The 24,383-nt window shown below is 62.0% G+C and carries 17 protein-coding genes and 6 pseudogenes; 8 read left to right on the plus strand and 15 right to left on the minus strand.

The features are described 5' to 3' along the window. Positions 1–208: 208 nt before the first annotated feature. From NKI85_RS32180 to NKI85_RS32195, 4 genes are all read right to left on the minus strand, one after another. Positions 209–1,741, minus strand: a complete 1,533-nt coding sequence (locus NKI85_RS32180) for an MBL fold metallo-hydrolase (RefSeq protein ID WP_352780047.1) — start codon at positions 1,739–1,741, stop codon at positions 209–211. A 3-nt stretch (positions 1,742–1,744) separates the two neighbouring features. Continuing rightward, positions 1,745–3,535, minus strand: coding sequence for a gluzincin family metallopeptidase (locus tag NKI85_RS32185; RefSeq protein ID WP_352780048.1), 1,791 nt, complete (start codon positions 3,533–3,535; stop codon positions 1,745–1,747). 233 nt (positions 3,536–3,768) lie between these two features. After that, positions 3,769–4,161 carry a hypothetical protein gene (locus tag NKI85_RS32190; RefSeq protein WP_352780049.1) on the minus strand — a complete coding sequence of 131 codons (393 nt, stop codon included), beginning with the start codon at positions 4,159–4,161 and terminating at the stop codon, positions 3,769–3,771. Positions 4,162–4,586: 425 nt separating this feature from the next. Beyond that, the gene (locus NKI85_RS32195) at positions 4,587–4,889 is read right to left on the minus strand and encodes a hypothetical protein (RefSeq protein ID WP_352780066.1); all 303 of its coding nucleotides are present in this window, start codon (positions 4,887–4,889) and stop codon (positions 4,587–4,589) included. Here NKI85_RS32195 and NKI85_RS38020 point away from each other — a divergent pair. After that, a pseudogene (locus NKI85_RS38020) lies at positions 4,797–5,054 on the plus strand (peptidoglycan-binding domain-containing protein); the annotation flags it as partial. The gene NKI85_RS32195 and the pseudogene NKI85_RS38020 overlap by 93 nt on opposite strands. A 34-nt stretch (positions 5,055–5,088) precedes the next feature. Here the strand turns inward: NKI85_RS38020 and NKI85_RS38025 are convergent. The 3 genes and pseudogenes from NKI85_RS38025 to NKI85_RS32210 form a co-directional block, all read right to left on the minus strand. Beyond that, on the minus strand, positions 5,089–5,496 hold the full coding sequence (locus NKI85_RS38025; RefSeq protein ID WP_502900750.1) for a DUF1403 family protein: 408 nt from the start codon (positions 5,494–5,496) through the stop codon (positions 5,089–5,091). Then, positions 5,493–5,756 (minus strand): hypothetical protein, encoded by a 264-nt coding sequence (locus NKI85_RS38030; protein WP_502900751.1) that lies wholly within the window; start codon positions 5,754–5,756, stop codon positions 5,493–5,495. The genes NKI85_RS38025 and NKI85_RS38030 overlap by 4 nt, the downstream gene beginning before the upstream one ends. 130 nt (positions 5,757–5,886) lie before the next feature. Next, positions 5,887–6,897: pseudogene (locus tag NKI85_RS32210) on the minus strand (RHE_PE00001 family protein); the annotation flags it as partial. On the opposite strand from NKI85_RS32210, the gene NKI85_RS32215 reads away from it, so the two are divergent. The 5 genes and pseudogenes from NKI85_RS32215 to NKI85_RS38035 form a co-directional block, all read left to right on the plus strand. Then, a complete protein-coding gene (locus NKI85_RS32215) occupies positions 6,796–7,026 on the plus strand; it encodes a hypothetical protein (protein ID WP_352780050.1) in 231 nt (76 codons plus the stop codon). The pseudogene NKI85_RS32210 and the gene NKI85_RS32215 sit on opposite strands and share 102 nt — an antisense overlap. Positions 7,027–7,061: 35 nt before the next feature. Next, positions 7,062–8,714 carry a TnsB C-terminal domain-containing protein gene (locus NKI85_RS32220; RefSeq protein WP_502900752.1) on the plus strand — a complete coding sequence of 551 codons (1,653 nt, stop codon included), beginning with the start codon at positions 7,062–7,064 and terminating at the stop codon, positions 8,712–8,714. A 7-nt stretch (positions 8,715–8,721) separates the two neighbouring features. Beyond that, a pseudogene (locus NKI85_RS32225) lies at positions 8,722–9,599 on the plus strand (TniB family NTP-binding protein). Between the two features lie 5 nt (positions 9,600–9,604). After that, positions 9,605–10,672, plus strand: a complete 1,068-nt coding sequence (locus tag NKI85_RS32230) for a TniQ family protein (RefSeq protein WP_023722827.1) — start codon at positions 9,605–9,607, stop codon at positions 10,670–10,672. A gap of 262 nt (positions 10,673–10,934) precedes the next feature. Continuing rightward, positions 10,935–12,425, plus strand: a pseudogene (locus NKI85_RS38035) (TOTE conflict system archaeo-eukaryotic primase domain-containing protein); the annotation flags it as partial. 801 nt (positions 12,426–13,226) lie between these two features. On the opposite strand, the gene NKI85_RS32240 reads toward NKI85_RS38035, so the two are convergent. The 3 genes and pseudogenes from NKI85_RS32240 to NKI85_RS32250 form a co-directional block, all read right to left on the minus strand. Beyond that, positions 13,227–15,044, minus strand: coding sequence for an SWIM zinc finger family protein (locus tag NKI85_RS32240; RefSeq protein ID WP_352780052.1), 1,818 nt, complete (start codon positions 15,042–15,044; stop codon positions 13,227–13,229). Then, positions 15,041–15,742: an SMC-Scp complex subunit ScpB gene (gene scpB / locus NKI85_RS32245; protein WP_352780064.1), complete on the minus strand. Its 702-nt coding sequence runs from the start codon at positions 15,740–15,742 to the stop codon at positions 15,041–15,043. Before scpB ends, NKI85_RS32240 begins: the two co-directional genes overlap by 4 nt. A gap of 120 nt (positions 15,743–15,862) precedes the next feature. After that, positions 15,863–16,694 (minus strand): annotated as a pseudogene (locus tag NKI85_RS32250) (DUF1403 family protein); the annotation flags it as partial. Between the two features lie 126 nt (positions 16,695–16,820). Between NKI85_RS32250 and NKI85_RS32255 the strand changes: the two are divergent. Continuing rightward, complete coding sequence (locus NKI85_RS32255) at positions 16,821–17,915, plus strand: tyrosine-type recombinase/integrase (RefSeq protein WP_352780054.1); 1,095 nt, start codon at positions 16,821–16,823, stop codon at positions 17,913–17,915. 366 nt (positions 17,916–18,281) lie between these two features. Continuing rightward, positions 18,282–19,449: pseudogene (locus NKI85_RS32260) on the plus strand (site-specific integrase). 141 nt (positions 19,450–19,590) lie between these two features. Here NKI85_RS32260 and NKI85_RS32265 read toward each other — a convergent pair. The 5 genes from NKI85_RS32265 to repA all read right to left on the minus strand — a co-directional run bounded on the left by NKI85_RS32265 (position 19,591) and on the right by repA (position 24,197). Further along, the gene (locus NKI85_RS32265; RefSeq protein WP_352530559.1) at positions 19,591–20,073 is read right to left on the minus strand and encodes an RES family NAD+ phosphorylase; all 483 of its coding nucleotides are present in this window, start codon (positions 20,071–20,073) and stop codon (positions 19,591–19,593) included. Beyond that, positions 20,070–20,501, minus strand: coding sequence for an antitoxin Xre-like helix-turn-helix domain-containing protein (locus tag NKI85_RS32270; protein ID WP_352530557.1), 432 nt, complete (start codon positions 20,499–20,501; stop codon positions 20,070–20,072). Before NKI85_RS32270 ends, NKI85_RS32265 begins: the two co-directional genes overlap by 4 nt. A gap of 89 nt (positions 20,502–20,590) precedes the next feature. Then, positions 20,591–21,796, minus strand: a complete 1,206-nt coding sequence (repC, locus tag NKI85_RS32275; protein ID WP_352530555.1) for a plasmid replication protein RepC — start codon at positions 21,794–21,796, stop codon at positions 20,591–20,593. Between the two features lie 155 nt (positions 21,797–21,951). After that, positions 21,952–22,917, minus strand: coding sequence for a plasmid partitioning protein RepB (gene repB / locus NKI85_RS32280; protein WP_352530553.1), 966 nt, complete (start codon positions 22,915–22,917; stop codon positions 21,952–21,954). A gap of 77 nt (positions 22,918–22,994) precedes the next feature. Beyond that, complete coding sequence (gene repA / locus NKI85_RS32285) at positions 22,995–24,197, minus strand: plasmid partitioning protein RepA (RefSeq protein WP_352530551.1); 1,203 nt, start codon at positions 24,195–24,197, stop codon at positions 22,995–22,997. Positions 24,198–24,383 lie beyond the last annotated feature (186 nt).

The raw sequence follows: 24,383 nt of genomic DNA on the forward strand, positions 1-24,383 counted from the left end.
CCACTCCATGCGCCTGCGCTCCTCGCTGCCGCAAATCAGGCGGCAAATCTCCCCAGTGCATAGCCCTCAGGCAAGATGGGGTGCTCGTCACGCTCACGAACAATTCCGACGTATAGGCGCGCATATCGATGGGTGTAGGCGCCAGGTCTGATCGCGGAACCAGCCCTCTGGTCGCCGAAACATCCACTCGTCGTCTTTGAAGTCTTTTTCAAGCGAATGCGAAGGTCAATTCCGCGAACAGATCGTCGTGTTCGATCACGACGGGAATGTCGCCAGTCGGGTTGTCGATGAACGCTTGGCGCTCTGTTTCCGGATCGCCGTCGCCCTGCATGATCCGGCCCTTTGTCTTCTCGTTCAGGGTTTTGTAGAGTTCACCAAAGGGCATCTGCCAACCCTTGCCGGGTTTTGTTCTGCCCTTCCCCTGCACCGCGGCGACGGCCTCCACCACGGGAATTGCGGCGACTAGGCGAGGATCCTTCATTCTTTCCAGACCCAGTTGTTTGAGCGTGGAATTATGGCTGCCGTGGTGCCCCGCCTTATAGAAGGTGACGCGCCGCAACAGGTCCTCAGCGGTGGCTGATTTGAGATTTGAATTCGCATCGGCTGGCGTGGGATAGCTTTGGTTGTTCCACGAAAGCCAATTGCCGACCTGGGCGTCGCCCGGAAACAGCAGAACCTGACCGTCGGGAAGCTCGAAGGCAAGCGCTAGGCTGGTGTTGTTGGTGTCGGAGTCCATCTTGAGCGCAAGCGCTTCAATGGAGCTGGTCCACTCGTTTTCAATTCGGCGCCAGTGTTCCTTTTCGTTGTAGTAAAGATCCTTAACTTCCCGACCCTTGTCCGTTGGCTCTTTGGGAATCGGCCGAGCGTAGACCGACGAGAACGGAACAGCGTCGCCCTCACCTTTCAACCCAAGCTGTGCACGCGCGGCGCTTTCCGCGGCTTCTGCAGCATCCAGACGCGTGAGGTAAACTTCCTTGCCGGAGCCGTGAGATGGGGTGTCCTTGCGAAGCAGCGTTTCATCGCGAGGCGGACCCAAAACGTAGGCGTTCAGCCCAAAATCTGCGAGCTCAATCGCCTGCCCCGGTTCAAGAAACGATGTCGCATCGCTGCCGGCCTTGTCTTTGAGCATCTGAAGAATGTCGGCCGTGCCAAGGCTGCCGCCGATCGCCATTCCTGCCTGCGGAAGTGGCCCTGCGAAAGCCGCGAGGCTCGCGACGTTCTGCAGTCTGGCATTGGTCTTGCCGGCTTCGGTTTGCGCCAAGGCAACCGCCGCCGCCAGCGCCCTTTTTCCTTTTGCGAAGCGCTCTCTCAGCGCCTTTGCCTGCTCGTCTTTCGGGTTCTCGGTCCACGCCATCCATAATTGGCCAATTACGAAATCATTGTGAAAGAAGCGCTCTCTTTCGAAGAGAAATCCGGAGAGATGGTCGTAGTGCTCATGCGTGATGACCAAGAGGTCGATACGGCCGTTCACCTCCTCGATAACATTGCGGGCGATCGCGGAAATGCGACTGGGGCCTGCCTCGACTTGCGCGAGCCGCTCCTTCCCGACCGCAGCCACCACTTCGTCATCGAGATCCTTGATCATATCCGCGCCGGCGGCCACGTTCTGAAGGACACCGCAATCAATCAAAATCGATCGGGTCACATCGGCGCCCGCTTCGTCAACGGTCGCACGGAGGAGGAAGCAATCGCCCAAGATGCCCCGATACATGCGGATTTTCAGGCTTTTCAGCGTCCGCATCCGTCAACCTCCCCTGTGCACCAGCGCGAATGGCTCTGCTTCATCTCCCAAAGCATCTTGAAGGCCATAAGCCAGCGCAGTGCTCGCCGACTGGCGATCCATGAGGAAGCTTCGCTGATCCTCCAAGCGCCGGTCATCACTGATAGGCTTGCGCACGGCGTAGCGCAGATGGCCTTCCCGCAAATCGAAGATCAGGGTCGCCCCTCCGCGGAACGCGAAATCCCCAGGCTGCGGATCATCCCCGCTTGCATCTTGTTCCACCTGAACCGAGCGATCAAGAAAGCCCCGACGCTGTTGCGCAATCTCGATGATCAATTGACGGAGATCCTGCCCGTCAGGGCCGGCCCGCCGCGTGGTTCTGACCGAGTGGATTTCGACCGGTGCGGCAAATCCTCTGGGTATTCTGGGACGGCTCAGAATTGTTTCGCGGTCATCATCGGACCGGAGGTGCCGTCGGAAGACAACGCCGCAGACTTCCTGCCAATGCGCGTCTTCCGTCTCCTTGCTCATGTCGGCCTTGAGAATCCACTTATGAACTGCGACCGCGTTGGCCTCAGCCAGTTCAATGGCTTGATCCCGATCGAACTTCGGCTCCAGGTCCAGGTCAAGTTCACTTGCAGAGACACGGTAGGCCGGTGCTTCCCAAATGAGACTGTCCGGCGCCATTGACAACGAACCTTCCGGTACAATGCCCCGTCGCCGGAACCCGTCAATGATGGCCAGCCGGTAGTCCAGGACATCATCGGGAAGGAGGTCGTAGTCCGCCGTGATGATGGCTCTCAGGAAGTCGCCGAAGCGAATGTCGACCGGGGGCATGTAATCCAAGGCCCGAATGCACATCCGCATTACGTGCTCAGCGGACTTGCTCGCCTCGCGGGTCAAACGGCTGACGAGATCGGGATGAAGATCCTGACCCGCCGTCACGCCGGGCTTAACGCCCGCGATGCGCAACAAGTCGGCGGTGCGGTTCTCGTAGATTGCTAAGAATGCATCGAACACCGCCGCCACAAGGACCGCGCCACGTTCATGCGGTTCGGTCATCTCATCGCTAAGAATGGGTGGCGATCCGTCGATATTCCCGTCAATTGCATCGCGGAGCGCACCATCGCGCCCGGTGGCCTCGCCGAACTGTCGGGCAAGCCCGCTGAGAAGTGAACGATTGTCCAGGCGTCCGCCGTCCCTGGAAATCTGGCCGCGCACGGCCTCTTCGAGTGTGAAATGCGAGAACAGGGCGACAATGTCTGCAAAGGCCTCGTGGAACGCCAGACTGTCCACGTTAGTCGGTTCGGCAAAGCGGCGGTGAAGTCCGTCCAGTATGGCATGCGTCGTTTCGTGAACGATGATGTCGTGTGATAGCGCGGTAAACACCCACTGGGCACCGGCCAGCTTGGCCGAGGTGCGGAAGTAGCCGAACAAAAGCGCCTTGGTCTCACGGCTGTAGTAAGCATTCGGCTCGCGGAGCGCATGAGGATGGATGCGCAGCTTCTGTACGGGTTGGTAGGTATTGTCGGCCATTCGGCGCGGCGCCCAGAATACTCTGCGGCCGAGCGCGCGCTCGAACGTTCGTATGGTTTTCATCGCAACCGCGAAGACCATCTGTTGATGAAACCGCGGGTCCCCCTCCGACGGGGCGAGGCCATCCTGCGCCAAAAGGTGCGGGTCGTTGACATCGACCGGATCGTAAAATTGCCCACTGACCGGATCGATATCGATGACCTCGAGATAATCGTTGATCGGACCGGGACGGAGCTCGTCCTCCCAGCTTTGCTCCCACGTCAGCTTGATGGTAGCCACATTGATCCCAGCCGTAGCTGCGGTGGTCGAGGCTTGGGGGTCAAAAGCATAAACACGCAGCCGTCGAACCGGTGGGGGCGGATACTCGCTCTTTTGACCCATAGAGCCCCCATTCAGGTCAACGATGGCGCGCCCGCGCCGCGCTGACAAACCCAAGTCGCATTATGTGCGAAGTTTCAGTGTGACTTATCTAGGTAGCGAAGAAAAAATCGTGGCCTCCACGTTTTCCCCTGCTAAGCCTTTAATGCATCGTCCAAGATAGTCTTGGCAGCCTCTGGCGCCTCCCTGACAGCAAGCCCCTCTCGAAAGCTGAATTTCAAGACAGCTTTGGCTCCAGGATGATTGATGGCAGGTTTTGCCTTCTCGATTTCTAAGACATTTCGAGCATTGACAACGGGTTTGATATCATCTCCGGGTGCCGTAAAGGTCCCCAATTTGTGGCCCGCTTGCTTGAAGCGATCGAAGATCTTGTCCATTTTTTCAATGGAGTAGAGGCGCTCACTGCCTATCCTTATCGTAGTCGTGTTGGCAATTTCCCAGTCGAACGCTGGCCGGAACCACAGAAGTTGAGTTGGATCGACCGCCTCGGTGTCACCACCGGGCATCTGTATTATTATCAGCGCCATAACAGTCCCCTCCAGCTAGTAACATCCATATGGGACGCTTCATGCTACAACTAGTCAAGTCCCTCGCTAGGATCCGGCTGCAGCAAATGGCACCCGCTGGCAGGATATTAGTTCGTTTTATCCAAGGTTTTGTCTGATTTGGCGTCATTCCTGAAGGTCAGTCATGACCTCCATATGGCCGTTGCGGTTCCAAAGCCGAACGTCCGCTTTACGCAATTGGGCACAGAAGCCGACCTAGCACCCAGGTTCTGTCGAAGCGCAACAGGCATCAACTATAGCCTCGCGCTTCTGAGCGGTCGAGCGTCGCTTGACGTGCGGTCCTGAGAATATTCTGAAAATTTGATCGAAATATTCTAGAGACTCCGTTCGATTGCTGAATTAGACTTACTATGAGCCGGGCTGGTGCAATCTAACCTCACTACTGACTACAAGCGGGCGGGGGTTCGAAAATGCGAAGAGGTCTGCAGCGACCATTGGCAGCTATTGCTGACCACAAGGACGGCCTTGCGGACGTGATGCGCTTCTTGCTCGAGCGTAAACTCGTCCTTGGGGATGACGAGGAACGACGTGGCCAGCTCCTCGACAGATTGGTAGAAGCAAGCCCAACTGAGGCGCAAGGACCGGTCGTCGATGAGATCGTCCAGACCTTCCAGCGTGAGCGCAACCTCCAGCCCACCGGTGCGGTCGATACCGCGACCGCAGCAGTCATGCGTGAGCTTCTCCCGCATCGGGTGCGTCCTTGGGCAGTCACTGTCGCAAGTCTTGATCGTCCGAGCAAAGCGGAGATTGCTCGACTTCAACGGGCTCTCACTGGGCTCAAGTTCTCAGTTAGCGAAGAGGACCGCCGGCGACGTACCCTCGGCGTCTCGACCCAAGAGGCAATCAAATCGTTCCAGGCAAGCGAGAAATTAGTGACGACGGGAACTCTCACTGCCGACACCGTCGCTCGTCTCTCGATCCACGCCGAACACAACTTCTACTCAGAAAACAAGCATCGCACGCGCGAGCTGCAGCTGATGCTCGGCCAAAGCCGTGGCGTGCGGCGGTCACGATGACGTCGGTCATGATTCTCACCGTCACGTCGACGGCGGCGAACTGGCGAAGATCGTCCGCCAGGTTACTGACCGCCTCATCGTCGCCGGCGTAGCCGAACTCTTCCAGCACCACGACAAGGCTTTTCTCCTTCAGCAACTCTTCCGCCGGCCGAGATGCCAGCCGACGCCAGGCGAGGAGCAAATGACCGGCGGGGCCGACATCGTCGCCCGGCCGCGTAAGCAGCACAGCATCGCGCAGCGCATTTTCGTCCTCGACGCGGCCCATCTGCCGCGCGGTCACCGCTGCTCCTGTGAGAGCCAGACCGCCGGCGCCAGGCGCCGGCCCATCGTTTCCTGCCGGCGGACCACCGCATCGAGCGCGTAGATGGCAGCGCCAGCAGCGAGCGCGACGTCCTCGACGTCTTTGCCCGCGAGGCTTTGCACTTCGGCAACGGCGCGACGCAGCCAGGCCGGGACCGCCACCATCGGCACGGCCGACAGGGCGCCCAGCGGCATGCCATGACGGAAGGATTTGGGCCGCAGAATCATCCGCAACAGCATTTTGACAACCGTTTGCGCATAAAACCGCCGCGCCTGTCGGCAACATAGAACGAATGATAATCTTGCATTATCAGTAGTATAGTCTCTCGTCATTGCCCACAACAACGGCGGCAACCTCTCGGTGCTCGTTTCAGATCACTCCCCACGCCCGAAACCTTCCCCTGCCCGTCATCTCGCGCACGCCAAGCTCGCCGATCAGGTTGAGCGCCCCCTGTTTTGTCACCTTTAGCCGCTCCTGGATCATGACCGTCGAGACCATCGGCCGCGAGAGTACCAGCTCGACCAGGTCGGGCAGTTTCGAGCTGGCGCGCCGTTGTTTGAGTCGCCGCTCCATCTGGCTTTTTGCCAGCACCAGCCGATCGTGTTCCTTCAGGCCAGCCACTGCTGCGTCGTGAATGGCATCGAGCAAGGCGAGCAGCCGATCGCCGCGATTGCGCGTCCGCCTCCGCTCGCGCGGAATGTTTTTCGCGCCGAGATGAATGCAAGCGAGATGGTGGGCGGCGAGTCCTTCCTGTCGCAGCAGTGCAGCCACGAGCAGCGGCCCGAGCCACGTGGCATGCTGCAGCACCTCGATGTCCGACCAGGCTTCGAGCAGGACCGCAGCGCGCAGCACGACTGGTTGCCCCCGCGTTTCCGCGAGCACAGCCTGCCATTCGGCCAAGCGTTCTTCCTCATTCCAGTCGAGATCGTAAATCAGGTCCGGCCGGTCGTCCGGGCGCGCCGCTTTCGCCGGCACGTCGGCGCCGCTGAGAATCTTCGACGAGCGCGCCAGGACGGCATCGATCTCGGCAAATTCTCCGGCCAGCAGATCGGCCTCAGCGTCATCGCGATCGTCGGCTTCCACAGAGGCAGTTCCAGCCCCCTCCCCGTCCCGGCTTTTTTGGCCCGCCGCCGGCATGGCGCCGCCGCGACCGGTCAGCGCCAAAAAACCGTCGCGGCTGAGCGCCCAGTCAGGCCTGTGCGCAAAAATCCGTCGGCGGGTTCTTCGCAGAACTGCATGCGCGCGGGTCAGCTCGTGGGTCGGGGTGCGGATGTCCATGTGGGCGTCGTGCAGGACAAGGTCCTCGAGGTGGACAAGTTCGCCCTCGAGCCAGAGCGCGGAAGCGGCATCGGCAAAATGCTGGCGCTCGACAAAGCCGTCGCGGACCGGCGAACGGGCAACCCGCTCGTCGAGGCGGACCAAAACCTCGGCCGCTGTGGCTTTTACTTGCGGATTTCAATCCTGCGAATGTCATATCCGCGTTGGCTTTGGGTGGTATTGCGCGACTGATTTCTCGCTAAGAATTTCAACCATGGGGTGCCGCCTTGCAGAAGCTGGTGCAAAAGGGGCCTTTGGCCGCGTCCCGAACTGCGACCGACGACCACTGGTCGCAGGCGCGGCGGATAGCGAGCGAACTCGACAAGGTCCTCGATGGTTCCGCGCCGCGCCGATCGGCGATTGCTCGCGTAGCGGCTGAGCTGCAGTTGTCGACCCGTCAGATCTACAATCTCCTGGCGCGCTATCGTGACGACCGAACAGTAACGGTGCTCTTGCCGAAAACGGGCAACACACGCCGGAAGCGGTTGCCGTCGAAGATCGAGGAAATCATTGCTGCGACATTGCGCGAGCAGTGGCTTGTTCTGGAAGCGCCGCCGCTTGCCCCTGTCGTCGCCGAAATCCGCGCGCGTTGCGAGGAGGCCGGCCTTCGACCGCCGTCCTACATTGCCGCCGCGCGCCGCATCCCGGCCTTGTTCACGCCGGAAGAGATTGCCAAGGGGCGGTCAGCCAACCCGAAGCACCTTCGTCGCCTCAAGCCGCGGCCGGGCTATATCCATGCCCCGCGCCCGCTCGACGTCTGTCAGATCGATCACACGCCGACCGACATCAACTTCGTCGAGGTGGTCGACGGTGCCGGCATTTTCGTCGGCCGCGCCTACCTGACCATCCTCACCGACGTGTTCTCGCGCTGCATTCTGGGTTTCTGCCTGTCCTTGGAAAAGCCGTCTTCCCTCTCCGTCGCACTCTGTCTTGCGCACGCAATGTGCCCGAAGGAGCAGTGGATGGCCGCACGCGGCCTTGACCATGACTGGCCAATGCTCGGCCGACCACGCCGACTCGTCACGGACTCGGCCAAGGAGTTCAAGGGGCGGGCGTTTCAGCGCGGCTGCGAGGAATACGGCATCGGCATCCGATATCGTGACCGCGGCCGCGTCCATCAGGGTGGTGTGGTCGAGCGTCTGCTGGGCAAGCTCAATGCCGTGCTTGCTACGCACCCGGGATCGACCGGACGATCGGTGGCCGACCGTGACGAATATCCGTCTGAGAAACGTGCTTGCCTGAGCTTTGCCGATCTCGAGCGTTGCGTCGCGCTTGCTGTCGTCGATCACAATCTCCAGGAGAACGCCAAGACGCTAAAAGTGCCGCTTACCGAGTGGCAGGCACACGCGGTGGATAATCCGCGCTTCAATGACGACGCGCATGACGTCCTGCTGACGTTTCTGCCGGGTGCCGAACGGCGCCTGACGCCGCAAGGCATCAGCATGTTTGCCCTGTTCTATTACGCGCCATGGCTCGGTTCGTTCGTTCCCGAACGCGACCGGTTGGGCAAGCTGGAGATTCGTTACGATCCGCGCGACATCAGTCATGTCTATGTCCGCGACCCCGCAGGTGTCGCCTTTCGCTCGGTCCGGCGCCGTGACGGGATTTTGACGCCGGTCACCCTGTGGGAGCACGAAAGCGACCGCGCCAACCGCCGGATGGCGAATGCCCGGTCGAATGTCGAGAAGGTCCAGCTCCGCCGTGAGATTGCGTCCGTTGCCGGAACCGCCAAGCACAAGAAGACGGAATTGCGCAACGCGGTTCGCGCTGGCCATGCGGCGGGAGCTTCCAAGCCTTATGAGGCAATGGCGCCGGTGCCGCCGGCCCCGGTGGAGCACCCGGTGCGTCAAAAGCGGCGGCTGCCGATCGAAGAATGGTAGCGCGTGAATGGCCGATCATCTTCTCGACCATGTACGGCCCTATCTCGATGGAAACATCGAGGAGCGGATCGCCTTCATCCGCTCGCCGCGCTGGATCGGCCATCACGCGGCGCTGGACGCTCATGAGCGGTTGGCCGACTTGCTTTCCCGTCCGGCTGCACTGCGCACCGGCGGCCTGATGCTGATTGGTCCTTACGCCAACGGCAAGACGATGGTCGCCGAGCGATTCGCAATCGAGCATTTGAGGATGTCTCCGACGCAACGGGTCTGGATCGTGCAAACCCACGAGGGCGCGGGGCTTGCCCATTTCTATGCCAGCGTCCTTCAGGCGCTGAAAGCGCCGATCGGCAACGTCCGCGATGTTGGTCGGAAGGCTGCGCAACTCGATCACTTGCTCGCCAGCCTCGCGCCCCGAATCCTGATCTTCGACGAATTCCACAACGCGTTACGCGGCCGCACCCGCGACGTCGAGGCGATCTTCGCCTTCCTGCGTCGGCTTGGCCGGATTCACGACATCTCGCCGGTCTGATCGGTGAGGTCGCCGTCTATGACTTTATCAATGCGACCGATGAAATGGCGAGCCGGTTCGAGCTGTGCGCGGTCCCGCGGTGGCGCTATGGCGAAGAATATCTGGCGCTCCTCGACAGTCTCGAGGCGGCCCTGCCGCTCGCCAAAAGCTCCGACCTGTCGGAGGAAGAAATGGCGCGCAAGATCTTTTCGCTCTCGGAGGGCCTGATCGGCGAGGTCGTCGCCATCCTCACCAAGGCGGCGGTGGTCGCCGTCCGATCCGGCGCCGAGTGCATCTCGAGGGCGATGATCGATCGGTTAGGCCACATTCCACTCTCGGCCCGTCGTCAGGCGCCGGTGCGCGAAGCCCTGCTATAGCGGCTATGACCGGCACGGCCGAGTTCGCGATCGAAGTGCAGTCGCACTACCGGGAGATTCATTCCGACCGCTGGCCAGTCGTGGTCGTGCCGCAAGCGGATGAGCTGCTATCGAGCTGGCTCAATCGCCTGGCGTTCGCCAATGGCATCGCACCGCGCCATTTTGCCGACGTTTTCGGGATAGACGGCGGCATGTGGTCGGCGCGGCTCGATCTTGCGCTGCCGGATGGCGCGGCGCGCCTGCTTCATCACTATTCCGGAGTTGCGCGAGACACTTTGGCTGCAATGACCCTTGCGCAGGATGAGCGCACGCGCCTCCTGCTACCACTGCGCCAGACCGGCCACCGAGGGCGCTCGACCTGGCTGCAATTCTGCCCTCAGTGCCTCACCTCCGATTTGGCGCCTTACTTCCGCCGGCGGTGGCGGATGGCGAGCAGTATCTCCTGCCCGATGCACGGCTGCGGGCTGCGTGACCGGTGTCCGTCTTGCGGCAGCGGCACTGCAGCATTTAATCAATCGGGCCTTATTCCGCAGCATCATTGCGCCACTTGCCATTTCGACCTGAGAACAGCCGCGAAAGTCAGCGTGAAAGCGGCAACGCGGCGTTTCGAGCGCTGCCTTCATGACATGCTCCGCATGGAGGCCGCCAAGGGCTTTCTCGCAAAGAGTTCGCTGATCGCGCGACTCCTCAGCCTTCCGACGGCCGTTGATCCCGGCTCGGCCAGGACGCTGATCAACCTATCTTCAGCCGCGCGCATCCGCTGTTTCGACCAAATAGCAGAAGAATGTCACGATCATCTGACGGCCGGGACGGAGGCTTTCGAAATCATCTTCTGGCGTCAGCGCATTCTCGCCGCCGGTAGCCTTGCTGCAGCCTTGCAACCGCTCTGCCAGTGGATGCGCAAGCGTGTCATGATCGAGGACGAAGCTCCCCAAAGGACGATTGATATCCAGGGCGTCGATCTTTCTGCCCTGATTGGCGCTTATCGACGTGTTAGAGAACGGCAGTTAGGTGGTCATGGTACCAGAGCATATCGGCCTGTTGGAGGCCGAGCTGACATATCTGGCGTTTGATTGACAGACAGTGGTTCAGGCTGTGTCGAAATGCGATTTTGAAAGAGACGATGAGATTGACCGTATCCGTGCCCGCCTGGAATCGCTGGCTGCGGAGCGACGAGCCCTTGAAGCAAGACTTGTCGAGCTTGATCAGCCACAGGCACTGCTCCCCTTGGCGGACCTGTCCGCGCCTTTCGCCGAAGCCGCGCCGGTCACCAATGCGTCAACGGCGGTAGACAAAATTGCTCTGTTCCGCCGCCTATTTGCTGGCCGATCGGACGTGCATCCGGTCCGCTGGGAAAACAGGAGGGCGGGGCGGTCGGGCTATGCGCCGGCCTGCGCCAATGAGTGGGTAAAGGGAATCTGCGGCAAGCCGCGGGTAAAATGCGGCGAATGTCCCAACCAAGCCTTCATTCCGGTCTCCGACGACGTAATTGAAAACCATCTGCGCGGCGCTACCGGGTCGCGACGCGGCTCCGAGAACTTCGTCGCCGGGGTCTACCCGCTGCTGCTCGACGAAACCTGCTGGTTCCTGGCGGCTGATTTCGACGGCGAGAGTTGGTCCGCGGATGCAATCGCCATGATGGAAACTTGCGATGCCAAGGGCATTGATTCCGCGCTCGAGCGGTCGCGGTCCGGCAATGGCGGGCATCTCTGGATTTTCTTCTCCGAACCGATCCCGGCGCGCACCGCGCGACGGCTCGGCTCCCTCCTCGTGACCGAGACCATGGAGCGACGCCCGGAAATCGGCTTTGCTTCTTACGACCGCTTCTTTCCAAGCCAGGACACCATGCCGGTTGGCGGGTTCGGAAATCTCATCGCCCTTCCGCTGCAGCGGCGCGCGCGGAAACAGGGCAACAGCGTCTTTGTCGATCGAGATCTGCGTCCCTATGCCGACCAGTGGGCGTTCCTGTCGTCATTGCCGCTTCTGCCCGCCGACGCGGTGAGCCGCTTGGTAGACGAGGCGGAGATGCGGGGCCGCGTGCTCGGCGTGCGACTGCCGGTCGAGGATGAAGCAGCGGATGAGCCCTGGCGGATGACGCCTTCCAGGCGTGCTCCGATCGCAGTCACCGAGCCGCTGCCGGACCGAATCAAGATCGTGCTCGCGGATCAGGCCTATGTCGAACGCGCCGGCTTGCCCGCCACCATGGTGGCGCGGCTCGTTCGGTTGGCTGCTTTCCAGAATCCGGAGTTCTATCGCGCCCAGGCCATGCGCCTGTCGACCTTCGGCAAGCCCCGGATCATTTCCTGCGCGGAGGTGCATCCGAGTCATGTCGGGCTGCCGCGCGGCTGTCTGGACGAGGTGATCGACCTGATCCGGAACCACGGCGGTGACATCGACCTGGAGGATCGCCGGGAATCGGGAACTTCGCTTCCCGAAGGCACACGGTTTCTCGGCGCGCTGAGGGGCAGGCAGGTCGAAGCCAATGAAGCGCTGGCGGCGCACGACTTTGGCGTGCTGGCTGCCGCCACGGCATTCGGCAAGACGGTCGTCACCGCGGCACTGATCGCGCAGCGCGCCCGCAACACGCTGATCCTCGTGCACCGCCGCGAACTGCTCACTCAATGGATCGAGCGTCTTAAAGCCTTCCTCGCAATTGACCCGCAGCATATCGGCATCATCGGCGGTGGGCGCCGCAAGCCGACGGGCATCATCGATATTGCGCTTATCCAGAGCCTGGTCCGGCGCGGCGAGGTTTCGGATCTGGTGGCCGACTACGGCCATCTCGTCGTAGACGAGTGCCATCATCTGTCCGCAGCAAGCTTCGAGCTGGTGGCGCGGCGCGCCAAGGCGAAATACGTCCTCGGCCTGTCGGCGACTGTCGCGCGCAAGGACGGGCACCATCCGATCATCTTCATGCAATGCGGACCGGTCCGGTATCGCGCGAGTGCGCGCCACCAGGCAATCGAAAGCACATTGAGCCACCGTGTCCTGGAACGACCGACCACATTCCAGCTTCCGCTTTCCCTTGCGAACATGGAACGCCCCTCGATGCCAGCAATCTATGCCGCGCTTGCTGTGGATGAGCCCCGCAACGATCTGATCTTCGACGACGTGCTGAAGGCGCTGGAAGCGGGTCGGTCGCCGGTCGTGCTGACCGAACGGCGGGATCATCTCGAACGCTTGCAGGCGCGATTTGCCAAGTTTGCTCGCAATCTCGTGGTCCTGCGCGGCGGCATGAAGGCTGCGGACCGCAATGCGGCCGAGGCTGCCCTTCGCGTATCGGACGATCAGGAACGGCTCATTCTGGCGACAGGCCGCTATCTCGGAGAAGGCTTTGACGACCACCGGCTCGACACGCTGTTCCTGACCATGCCGATCTCGTGGAAGGGACGCTCGCCCAGTATGTCGGGCGCCTGCATCGCGAACATCAGGGCAAGTCCGAGGTTCTCGTCTATGATTATGTCGACGGGGCCGTGCAGGTTCTGGCGCGTATGGCCGCGAAGCGGCGGACCGGATATCGGACCCTTGGCTACCGTCTGGAATAGCGTCGGTCAGGGTCTATCGACGATGTTGCCGCGTTCGTGCGACGATATGGCTGTTTGGCTCTCCAAGGCCGTCCGGCCATGCCTATGCGCCCGGGCGCAACGCTTGGAGCAGCGGCTTGAGCTTGTGCTTGCGCCGGTGTTTTTCGATAAGCTTGTCGATCCTTTCGATCCAGTCGTCGAACCGGCCCGCCGCATCATAGGCGAGCACCGCCTTTTCCAGCCACTGCGCCGCCAGTTCGTAGAATCCGGCCTGGCCCGAATCCATGACGTTGACGGCCATGCGCTCGCAGACATCGATGACCCAGTCGGGATGGCTGGCGTGCGCCGCCTCGGCGAGGCGCATAAGAACCGTATTGGACGGATTGCGCAAAACGTTCTCGACGTCGACGGACCGCACCGCCTCGTCGATCCTGCCTTCGTTCAGGAAAATCTCGGTCCGGTCGTGAGCGTGTTTCGCCGCCGCCAGCTTCGCGAGAAGGCGGGCGCGCATCGCCGTCCATTCCGGTCCGGCCAGGGTCTCGGCCGCCCGAAAATCCTCGAGCGACAGACTGTGCTCGAAAGCGGCGCCCGCCGCCGTCAATGCGGGTTCTCTCCTGGCCAGCGCGGCGGCGCAATCGCGCAGCCAGCGCGCGAGACCGACAATCCCATAGGGGCGGTCCTCTTCCGCCTTCAGCGTCAGACCCCATTCGGCCAGTTCCAGCGCCTCGTCGATCTGTCCCGCCTCCTTCAAGACCTGTGAGAGCAGCAGAACCTCTTCGGCGGAGCGAAACTGTTTCCGGGCATAAGCGGCAGCTTCCGCGACACGTGCCAGCCGCACGAGCATCGCGGCATGATCGCCATGCCGTCCCGCCGCTCTGGCGAGGTTGAGAAATTCCTCCGCCCGCCCGCCGATATCGAGCACCCGCAGCCGGGCTTCCGTCAGCCGCTCCATGATCCAGTCGCCCTGGCCCGAGAGCGGCCAGGTTCGTCCCCGGCCGGCCATCACGTCCGCAAGACCGATCTCATCCCAGCCCTGTTCGAGCGCATCGATCGCGACCTGCAGATGGTCGTCGAGGCCGTAGCCGTCGAGTTCGCCCTGCCAGACATCGAGCCGCGCCATCAGGTCGTCGCGTTCGCCAGGTGCGAGATCGCTCATCAGGACCGCCTCGGCGATCAGTTGGCCGAGCACGGGAAAAAACTCGTGCAGCGTTTCGTCCCAGTCGGCCTGTTCGAGCCATGCGGGCACCAGGGCCTCGGTGACCGGCTCCAAAATGGCGAGGGCGTTGCGACCGTCACCCGCCTCGAGGAAAGGCCTCGCCTTGTCGATCAGCGCCGCGACGCCGTCCTCGTCGACCGCGGGGACATCGTCGCTCCAGCCGCGTCTTCGGGAATTGCGCCCCGACAGCAGCGCCTCAGCCTGCCGTCTGATCGGTTTCGGATCGACGGCGGTGCGGCGCGCACCCGCCAAAAATCCGTCCGGCGCGCCGACGGCCAGTTCCGCCTCGAGCCAGAGCACCAAGCCCGGATCCTCCTCGGCCCGGCTGATCAGCAGCGCCGCCAGCGCCGCCCGATCGAGGTCCCGGAGCATGTCCGCGAGCGGAAGCCTTTCCACGACCTCGCCCGGCTTGGCAACAAACTTCAGGAGCACGGCGACGACATGCTTGCAGGCGCCGCCCCAGTCGTAGGGGCAGGAGCAGCGTGTCTCGGTCACGCCGCGCGTGTCGGCGACGCCGCCTTCGCGGAGCCTGACCGTCACGACGTAAGGCGCGAATTCGCTGCCTTCGACCTGCGCGGTCAGGACATCGCCGCGGTGCACGAGTTCGGAAACAGCCCCGCTGCGAAAGTAGCTTTTGCCGCGCGCGAAGGATTCCTCGGTGGCGAGGGCACGGATCGTGTCTTCCCCGAATGGCGGTGGCGTCATGGCAGCCCCTGCTCCTCCGCCTCTGCGTCTTCGCTGACAATGCCGAGCGCGCCGGACAAGTCGGCGAGCAGTTTTGCCTTGTCGAGCAGGCCGGCGTCCTCGAGCTTCTCCATGTCGGGGAGATCGCGCAGCGTCTCGAAGCTGAAGTGGGACAGGAAGGTCTTCGTCGTCACATAGGTGTAGGGCGCCCCCGGCTGCGGCGCGCGCGGTCCGGAAGCAATGAAGCCGGCGCCGCGCAGATTGCCAATGAGGTCGCGGCTGATCTCGCGGCCGAAAAAACCGGACAGCTCGGCGCGGGTGATCGGCTGGAAATACGCCTCCGTCATCAGCACCAGCGCTTCCGATTGCGACAGGTCGACGGTCTGTTCGCTGACGCCCGAAGCGGCGCGGATAGCGTCTGAAAAAGCCGGCCGGGTGCGGTGCTGCCAGCCGTCGGCGACCGCCACCAGATCGTAGGGCCGGCCGCGCAGTTCGGCGCGGATGTCGTCGATCACAAGATCGAGATTGCAGTCGCGGCCCACCATCCGCGCAAGAACCTCCCGCGACACCGGCTGGTGGGAAGCGAAAATGACCGCCTCGACCCGCCCCATCCATTCACGCCACCGAACCTCCGGCGGCAGGTGGTCGAGATCCCGGTCAAGCAACAGTCGTTGCCCATCCCCATTGTCTCGGCGAGCCTTCGTCGGACGCGCCGCCATCATCACAGCCCGTAGATGCGAAAGGTGGCGCGGCCGGACAGTTCGCGCACCGCGCCGAGACCGGTCAGCCGCTCGAACAGGCGCCGCGCGCCCCATCGCGACAGACGGGGCGTCTGCAGCGAGCCGGGCACGGCGTCCTCGTCGAGAAGCAACCTGATCGCCTCCCCCGCCCCCTTTCGCCCTGAGCTTGGGCGCCGCCGCGGCAAGCCGGGCGGCGTTCCGGGCGATGTCGGCGGCCAGCCGGCAGGCCTCCACCGAGGCTTGCGCGACCGCGAGGCAGACCGCCCGCTCGAACTTTTGCTCCCCCGGCCGTATTTTTGCGCCTCGTGCGCCCTCGGTGCGAAAGGCTGACGAATGCACCTGCGCCATCAGGAGCGGCACCGGCCGCGGCCAGCGCAATCTTTGCGCCAGCGCCAGGTCGGCGAGCCACCAGCCCAAAAACGCCGCCTCCGGCCGCGCGGCGTGGACGTGCCCGGCGATGGCGGCGGCCATGAACGGCGCCGGCGGCGCGGACCGCAGCAGATTGTTCGGGGATGGTCGCCAGCGCGCCATCCCAGCGGACCCCGAGCAAGTCGCAGATTCCGCGCAGGCCGTCGGCGTCGACCGCCGGCGAGCGTGAGGCCAGTCGTTTCCATGCCGCAAAAATGGCGCCGGAGGGGCCGGGATCGTCGCCTGGGCTGCGCAGATGCCAGGCGTCGCGCAGCGCCGCCTCGTCCTCGGCGCGGCCGGCGAGGCGCACGGCGGCCGCGGCGCATTTCAACGCCTGGCGCTGGCGCCAGGCGCCGGCCCAGGGCGGTGCCGCGCGCACCAGAGTGTCGAGGGCATGCAACGCCGCGCCGGCCATGAACGCCGCCTCCGCATCGCTCGTCACCGACCCGCGCTGGGTCGCCCAGCCGGGCACGGTGGGCGGCTCGCAGGTCGATGCAATCGGCGACATGGCGGGACGAATCATGGCGTGGACGATAACGCCATCGTGCGCTTTTCGCTAGCGATCCGGTGCAAAGCGCACAGCCTGTCGCAACGCTTTTATGTCCGGTAAGCTTGCCTTATCGGACGTATGGCGGTAGCCTGCCAAATCATGGAAAATCCCCCGGCCAATGCCACCGAAAACGATCTCTCGGACGCCGACGATCTTGACGGCGATCTGCCCGACATCGTCGATCTGGTCATGGAAATGGGCTCATCGCCGGCGCGGCTGGAAGCCCTCGTCGAGACCGCGACGGCCTACGCAAAGGCCGCCAGTTCCGAGAACACGCGGGACGCCTACGCCAAGGATTGGCGGCATTTCACCTCCTGGTGTCGCCGGGAAGGATTCGATCCGCTACCGCCCTCCAGCCAGGTCATCGGCCTCTACATCGGTGCCTGCGCTGCCGGCGATCCGAAACGCGGCCTGCCATCGCTCTCCGTCGCGACGATCGAGCGCCGCCTATCCGGTCTCGCCTGGAACTTCACCCAGCGTGGCCAGCCGATGGATCGAGCGGATCGCCACATCGCCACCGTACTCGCCGGCATTCGCCGCCAGCACGCAAAGCCGCCGCGGCAGAAGGAAGCCGTGCTTGGCGACGACATCAAGGCGATGGTCAACACGCTTGGCCATGATCTGCGGGGCTTGCGCGACCGGGCGATCCTGTTGCTCGGCTTTGCCGGCGGCCTTCGGCGCTCCGAAGTCGTCGGTCTGGACGTCGTGCGCGACGACCGCAGTGACGGCGCCGGCTGGATCGAGATTTTTGACGGCAAAGGCGTGCTGGTCACCCTGCGCGGCAAGACGGGATGGCGCGAGGTCGAGGTCGGTTTAGGAGCATCCGACCAGACCTGCCCGGCCGCCGCGCTCGAGAGCTGGATCCGCTTCGGTCGCATCGCGCGGGGTCCGCTCTTCCGGCGCATCTTCAAGGACAACAAGACCGTCGACACCGAGCGGCTTTCCGACAAGCATGTCGCGCGCCTGGTCAAGCAGACCACCCTTGCCGCCGGCGTCCGTTCCGATCTTCCGGAAGGCGAACGCGAGTTGCTGTTCTCGGGCCATTCCCTTCGTGCCGGCCTAGCGTCATCGGCCGACATCGAGGAGCGATATGTGCAAAAGCATCTCGGCCACGCCTCGGCCGAGATGACACGCAAATATCAACGGAGGCGAGACAGATTCCGCACCAACCTGACCAAGGCGTCGGGCCTCTGAAAAAGCCCCTCCCCTCCCCCGTTTCAGGCCGCCATGTAGAGATCCCGGAGAGCAGGATTTTCAGCTTAGCGTTTCAATTGAAATCGGGAAGTAAAACCGACACTCGGTCGCGCGGACAACTGGCCCGATCAGGGTTTCCAGGGGCAGTTTGTCGAGCGTGTAAGCCATTGTTTTCATGATGGCTGATTCGCGTTGGTCAAGCTAGTAAGGGTCTCACTGGACTTACGTCGTGTTTCTTCAGGGAGAAAGATCACTATCGATAATGACCGCTTATCGATAGCGATGGCTTGGGCGGCCAAGAGGCGCTAGATTCGGCGCAAAGCACGGCTGCAACGGCCGCAGAAACCCGCCCGAAAGGTCCCCTCGATGCCAGAAACGCCCCCTGCCCGCGCCGGCGGCCGCCAAAGCACCGAACTCGTCGCGCGACGGGCCGAAGCCCTCGACGCGCTCGATTCCGTGCTGCCGTTCGACCGTCGCGATTTTCTGGCCGATCTCCTGACCGATGACGACGTCGCAACGCTGCGCCACCTGGCCAGGGAAGGCATTGGCGCAAATTCTCTGCGGGCGCTGGCCTCCGACCTCGGCTATCTCGAGGCGTGGTCGCTGGCGGCCACCGGACAGCCGCTGCCCTGGCCGGCGCCCGAAGCGCTGCTGATCAAATTCGTCGCGCACCACCTGTGGGATTTTGCGAAACGCGAAACGGATCCGGCGCACGGCATGCCGACCGACGTCGCGGCGACGCTGAAATCGCAAGGGCTTTTGCGCAGCGACGGACCGCACGCGCCCGCCACCGTGCGCCGGCGGCTGTCGAGCTGGTCGACGCTGACCAAATGGCGCGGTTTGCGCGGAAATTTTTCAGCCCCGGGCTTGCAGAGCGCCATAAAACTGGCGGTGCGGCCGCAAGAGCAAGAAAGCCGTGACCGCCGACATTTTGACCGCCCTGCTCAGCACCTGCGCCGGGGACCGTCTCGTCGACGTGCGCGACCGCGCCCTTCTCATCACCGCCTTCGCGTCCGGCGGCCGCCGCCGTAGCGAAATTGCTTCGCTCAGGTTCGAGCAGATCGTCGAAGAAGAGCCGGTGCCGGCCGATCCCAAGGCTCCGGATTCTTCGAACAAGCTCCCGTGCCTGTCGATCCGGCTCGGCCGGACAAAGACGACACAGGCCGACAGCGACGCCTCCGTGCTGCTCGTCGGCCGGCCTGTTCTGGCCCTGAAAGGCTGGCTCGAACGCGCCGAGATCACCGAAGGCGCCGTCTTCCGCGGCATCGACCGTTGGGGCAATCTCGAAAAACGCGCCCTGACGCCACAAGCCGTCAATCTGATCCTGAAGCGCCGCGTCGCCGAGGCCGGGCTCGATCCGCAAGCCTTCTCCGCCCACGGCCTGCGCTCCGGCTATCTCACCGAAACCGCACGCCGCGGCATTCCGCTGCCCGAAGCCATGCAGCAGTCGCAGCATCGCTCGGTGCAACAGGCGTCCAACTACTACAACGATGCCGAACGCACGCTCGGCCGGGCGGCACGGATAATCGTCTGAATACCCCTTGCCTCGTCGGCCGAGGTCGACGAGCGCTATGTGCAAAAGCAGCTCGGCCACGCCGCGGCCGAGATGACGCGGAAATATCAGCGCCGACGTGACCGGCTGCGCAAGGCCTCAAGGTTGTAGCCGACAGAAAGCCTACGCGCCAAACAGCCGCCGGTCCCAATAGACGGGCTGGTGGAGGCTGGTCTGGATCCTTGAAAACTCCGGATGCGCCGGATTGATCAGCACATTGCAATCGAGACGCGCCACGACACTCGGTACCAGCAGGATGGCGCTGCGCCGTTCTAAACACCAGGTTTCGCCAAATCCCTTGCTCACCGTCGCTGGCATCGTGTCCCAGCCGGGCAGTGACGGCTGGGAAAAGACCTCGTAGCTCAGCCCGCGCGGGATTGTGATTTCGAGGTAGTGCTGGTTGGGCGGCAGTCGGCCGCTGCCATGCACCAGCTTTTCCAACAAGGCCGTCGAATAGTGCTCGCTGGTGTAGATGATAGGACTTCCGGGCGTGTTCCATCGCCCTGGCGCGATTGTCGAGCCGGTCGCGTCGAAGATCGGGTAGGTGCCGGCCGGATTGCCGATGCGAAAGGACGATAGCGTGCGATCGAGAGTCTGCGCCGTCACGCAGCACTGCCGTACTTCAGACCTCCGAGGATATCGACCACCATTTCGGCGCCAAACTCGCTCAGGATAACGACGTCGATCGGTCGCTTGTCCTCAATCATCGGGTGCGGCCGAAACAAGAAATCGCGCGCTTCCTCTTCGTTCTGCCAGACATCGACAGCAAGTCCCCAGACGCGCGCCACGCGGGCCAATCGTGTGCCCTCGTCCGACGAGAGACGATGTACCGTCTTGCGCCGCTCATAGGTCGCCTTGGGGATCAGCCGGTATTTGAACTGAGCATCGCCAGGCGCCAGAAGATGCGCAACGCGCTCGAGCGCCCCGACGGGAAGTCCATCCTCGATCCGGGAGATCAGCCCGAAAGGCGACCGTGACGCCACCTCCTTAACGGGCAGCCCCAACACGTCGGCGACATTTCCAAACGCTAGCATTTCACTCTCCATTCCATGTGAGGCCAAATATAGCCTCACATGGTGTGCCATGCAAGCCCCGCATCAGCGCGAGCCGATCCGTCAATGGTTTACCCTGTCATCCTTGCTGTCATACCGTTCGCCTTCAACGCCGCCATCAGCATAGGCCCAACCGAAAACTGCCCCGCCCTCGCCTTTTCGGTCAAAACCCGCAGATAACCGCCGGCCGAGTTGATGTGCTGGGCCCGTTGCAAGATGCAGGCAATCACGATTGCGGCGGTCTCCTGGCCCATCACATGGCAAGCCTCCTCGTATGCTGAGGGTGAAATACCAAGGTAGCCTCGTACCTGGGCCGCGGTGATCATCAAATCGCGCCAGTTTCCGATCCCGCGCACGGCATAGTCTGAAATTTCGGGGCAGGCTTTCAGCACAAGCCCTATCGGATAGCTTTTGGGTTTCTCGTCGGCTGCCGGTCTTGGCTCGACCGTCGCCCTGCTTTTCTCTAAAGCCGGTTCAAATACAAAAATGGAGTCTGTGTTTGAATCAGATTGCTGCCGCTCATTTTGGGACTCATTGGCGCTAGGATTCATGGAATTCATGAAGTTTTCCAGCATCATGTCCACTTCGTCATGAAGTCTGGTCAGCTCGGCAACGATTGCCTCCAGTTCGGACAGCCCTGCCCGCCGCGGGATTGCATCTACAATGGCCCTGAACCGTCTCCAGATGGCTCCCCAGGCGCCAGGAACGCCCTCCTCGATCGCAACCTCGACAAGCTTGTGGATGTCGCGACGATGGAGCGTAATCCGCTCCCTCATTAACCGGAGCGCCTGGCTGTCGGCGCGCACCTGTTCGGCAGCATGCTGAAACTCAGCGGCCCGCGTCAGCAGCGGCGCCAGTGAGAATCCGAACGCCTCCTCAATAGCGCCACCCTTCCCTTTCCGGGCGAACCTTTTGCCGTTTGGACTGTCCCGGCGGATGATCAGGCCGCAACTCACCAGCTCGGCCAGATGTCGCCGCAATGTGGAACTGGGCATGCCGTGTGTGCGCAGTGACAACTGTGCGTTCGAGGGAAAGACCATCAGGCCGTTTTCCTCGCTGATCTGGTCGTCCGGATAGAAGGACAAGAGCCCGCTCAGCACGGCCAGAGCGCGATCTCCCACACCTACGACAGCCTTGCCTTCGCACAACCAACGATAGACCTGCCACTTCTCGACAAGAGCTCCATCAGGAATCTCTCGTGATGCCGCGTTCGCTTGCACCAGCGCAAGCGTCATCGGCCGCCGCCCAAAGGGCGTCGTTCCATACCCACTCTCCATTTCCCTCGCCTTTCAATCAGGCAAAAGAAATCAACTCGCCGAAACGACGCCACGACTCTTGACAGTGATTCGGGGAAATGCGATTCTCAGCTTGCTACAGACTTGAGAAGGGCTTCCGCGACGGTGACGTTCGGGGGCCTTTTTCTTTTGCGGTCTTAGTCTCCTGTTTTCTTCGCCATTTCCGACGCCCGAAAAGCCTCGAAAAGCTCATCGAGTTTGCCGGCAATGAATGCGCCGAAGGGCGACGCTTCCTTGGACTTCAAGGCAAGCGTAAACACTTTTCCCGTGTCGGTGATCTTGGCTCGAACCGATTTGTCCTGGGGTACCCAGGCCCGCTCCTGGGGCTTCGATGGCGCCCGCGGGCGCTTCACCGGGGCGCTCACAAAGTCGAACAGACGGGCAAAACGGGCCTCACTGCCTGGCTGCGCGAAATCGGCGATTGCCACGCACTCCGTTGCCCTCGCCGCGGCACCAGGATGCTCCATGAGCTTGGCAAGCTGCCACCAGCGGTCTCGGCCAATGCCTTTGGCCGCGCCCACCGCAAAAATGACCTGCTCTGGAATGTTGCTGATCACAGAACGCATCTTCGAGAAGGTCGTATCGTCGAGCGCAAGAGCTGATTTCACTGTGTCAGGCGAATGGCCTCGCTTGAGAATGCGGTCTGCAAAAAGCGTCCGCTCGATGAAGGACAAATCGGCTCTGGCGGCGTTCTCCTGGCCTTGGGCTATGACATGGTCCCTATCGTCCATCTTCTTGACGACAGCGCGTACAGGCCTTTCCAACTGCCGGGCGACCCTGACGCGCCTATGGCCAAAGACCGTTTGAAAGCGTCCCGAAGTCTCAGGGTGAGGTCGGACCAGGATCGGAGAATCCTGCCCTCGTTCACGAATTGCCGTCAGCAACTCCTGAAACGCATCATCATCATCGTCCATACGGTCCGAGACGAATGACGTGTCGACCAAAGCCGGATCGAGATCGACGACTGAACTCTTCGAGAGCTCCTCGAACGACTGTATGATCGACCGTGATGCGCCACGAACGGCGTAGCTCGAGACGTCCTGGCCATCGGCAATTGCCGTTGTGGGGCCCATGACACTGCCGAAAATGTCCTTGCGTGCCATTCAATCGCTCCGATTCGCGGTTAGTCGACTGATTTCACGATCAAAATTTCCGCTTTTTACTGCCGTAAACCGCGCTGTCATGACCGCCCCCAAGCGCGATGGACAAGAGCCGTGATCTCCGAGTTCACCGCGTCCAGCGATTCAAGCGCCCGGTCATAGGTAGAGCGGGTAAAGGACGACTTCTCCACCTCATAGAGGGTCTGTTTCGTCAGGCCCGCATCCGAAATCGCCGTCGACTTGAGCATGGGATTATCGAGGATCTGGCCGGCAAGCATCGACTGCATGAAGCCGACCATCTGCGCTTGCGGAATGTCTGTCGGTTCGTATCGCGTGATCAGGTAGCGAAACCAATCGAGCTCGATCGCCGCGCCGGCGGCTTTGATGGTCTTCAAAATTCCGCCGAGCATCAACAGGAACTGGCTCATCGACATCAGGTCGAGCATTTGAGGATGAACGGTGATGAGAACGGACGTCGCCGCCGACATGGCCGTCAGAGTCAGATAGCCGAGTTGCGGAGGACAATCGACAACCACCACGTCATAGCGGTCGTCCACCTCGGACAAGGCCTTTGCAATCCTGACGAAGAATTGCCGGCCAGCACTGGACGATTTATCCTGCATGGCGAGCGGCGTATCGTACTCGTACTCTTGCAACTCGAGATTGGCCGGAATGATATCGAGCCCAGGAAAATTCGTCGGCACGATCACATCGGAGATCGGCCGGCGCTCGTCATCGTAACGGATCGCCTCATAAAGCGAGAGGTTGTGATCGAGTTCGGGTTGGAACCCATGCAGCGCGGACAGCGAGGCTTGCGGGTCGAGATCGATTGCAAGGACACGGTGGCCGGTCAGAGCCAAGTGCTGGGCGAGGTGGGCGGCAGTCGTTGTCTTGCCGCTACCGCCCTTGAAGTTGACGACAGCAACGACCTGGAGCTTGTCGCCAGGCTTGCGATGCGGAACATACTTCTTGACCTCGGTCCTGCCATGCTGGTCCAGGAAATGGCGAAGTTCGAGCATCTGTGCGGCCGTGTAGGAGCGTCGGCCGGAAGGGACTTGGTCAGGCAAAGGTCCCTTGCCTTCGAGGTGAAGCCGCTTCAGATTGTTTTGCGATACACCAAGATAGTGGGCGACTTCTGCCATCGAAAATGGACGCAGCGTCTTCGTCGCATTGGGTGGAAATTTCTCCATGCGAAGCTGATTGAGGCGTCGCGATATCTCAGCACCCTGCTCGAGAATCTTATCGTCGAACTCGAAGCGTGGTAGCCGCATGGCGATATTCATTCTCGTCGAAACCTGAATTGGCGCTTTTTGCGATGAAACTATTCAACAAGCGCCATTAAGCTCCGATTCGGAAAGCCCCGCAAGAAGTTTTAGGTTAACAGAAGGTTAACGGCACCTGCCGGCCTCTTACTGGCGAATACTAATATCGTCGCAATAGCGGCTGCTCGTCCTTCGAAGCAAGAACTC

It is taken from the genome of Mesorhizobium sp. M0571, from assembly GCF_040320985.1.
Classification (GTDB): Bacteria; Pseudomonadota; Alphaproteobacteria; order Rhizobiales; family Rhizobiaceae; genus Mesorhizobium.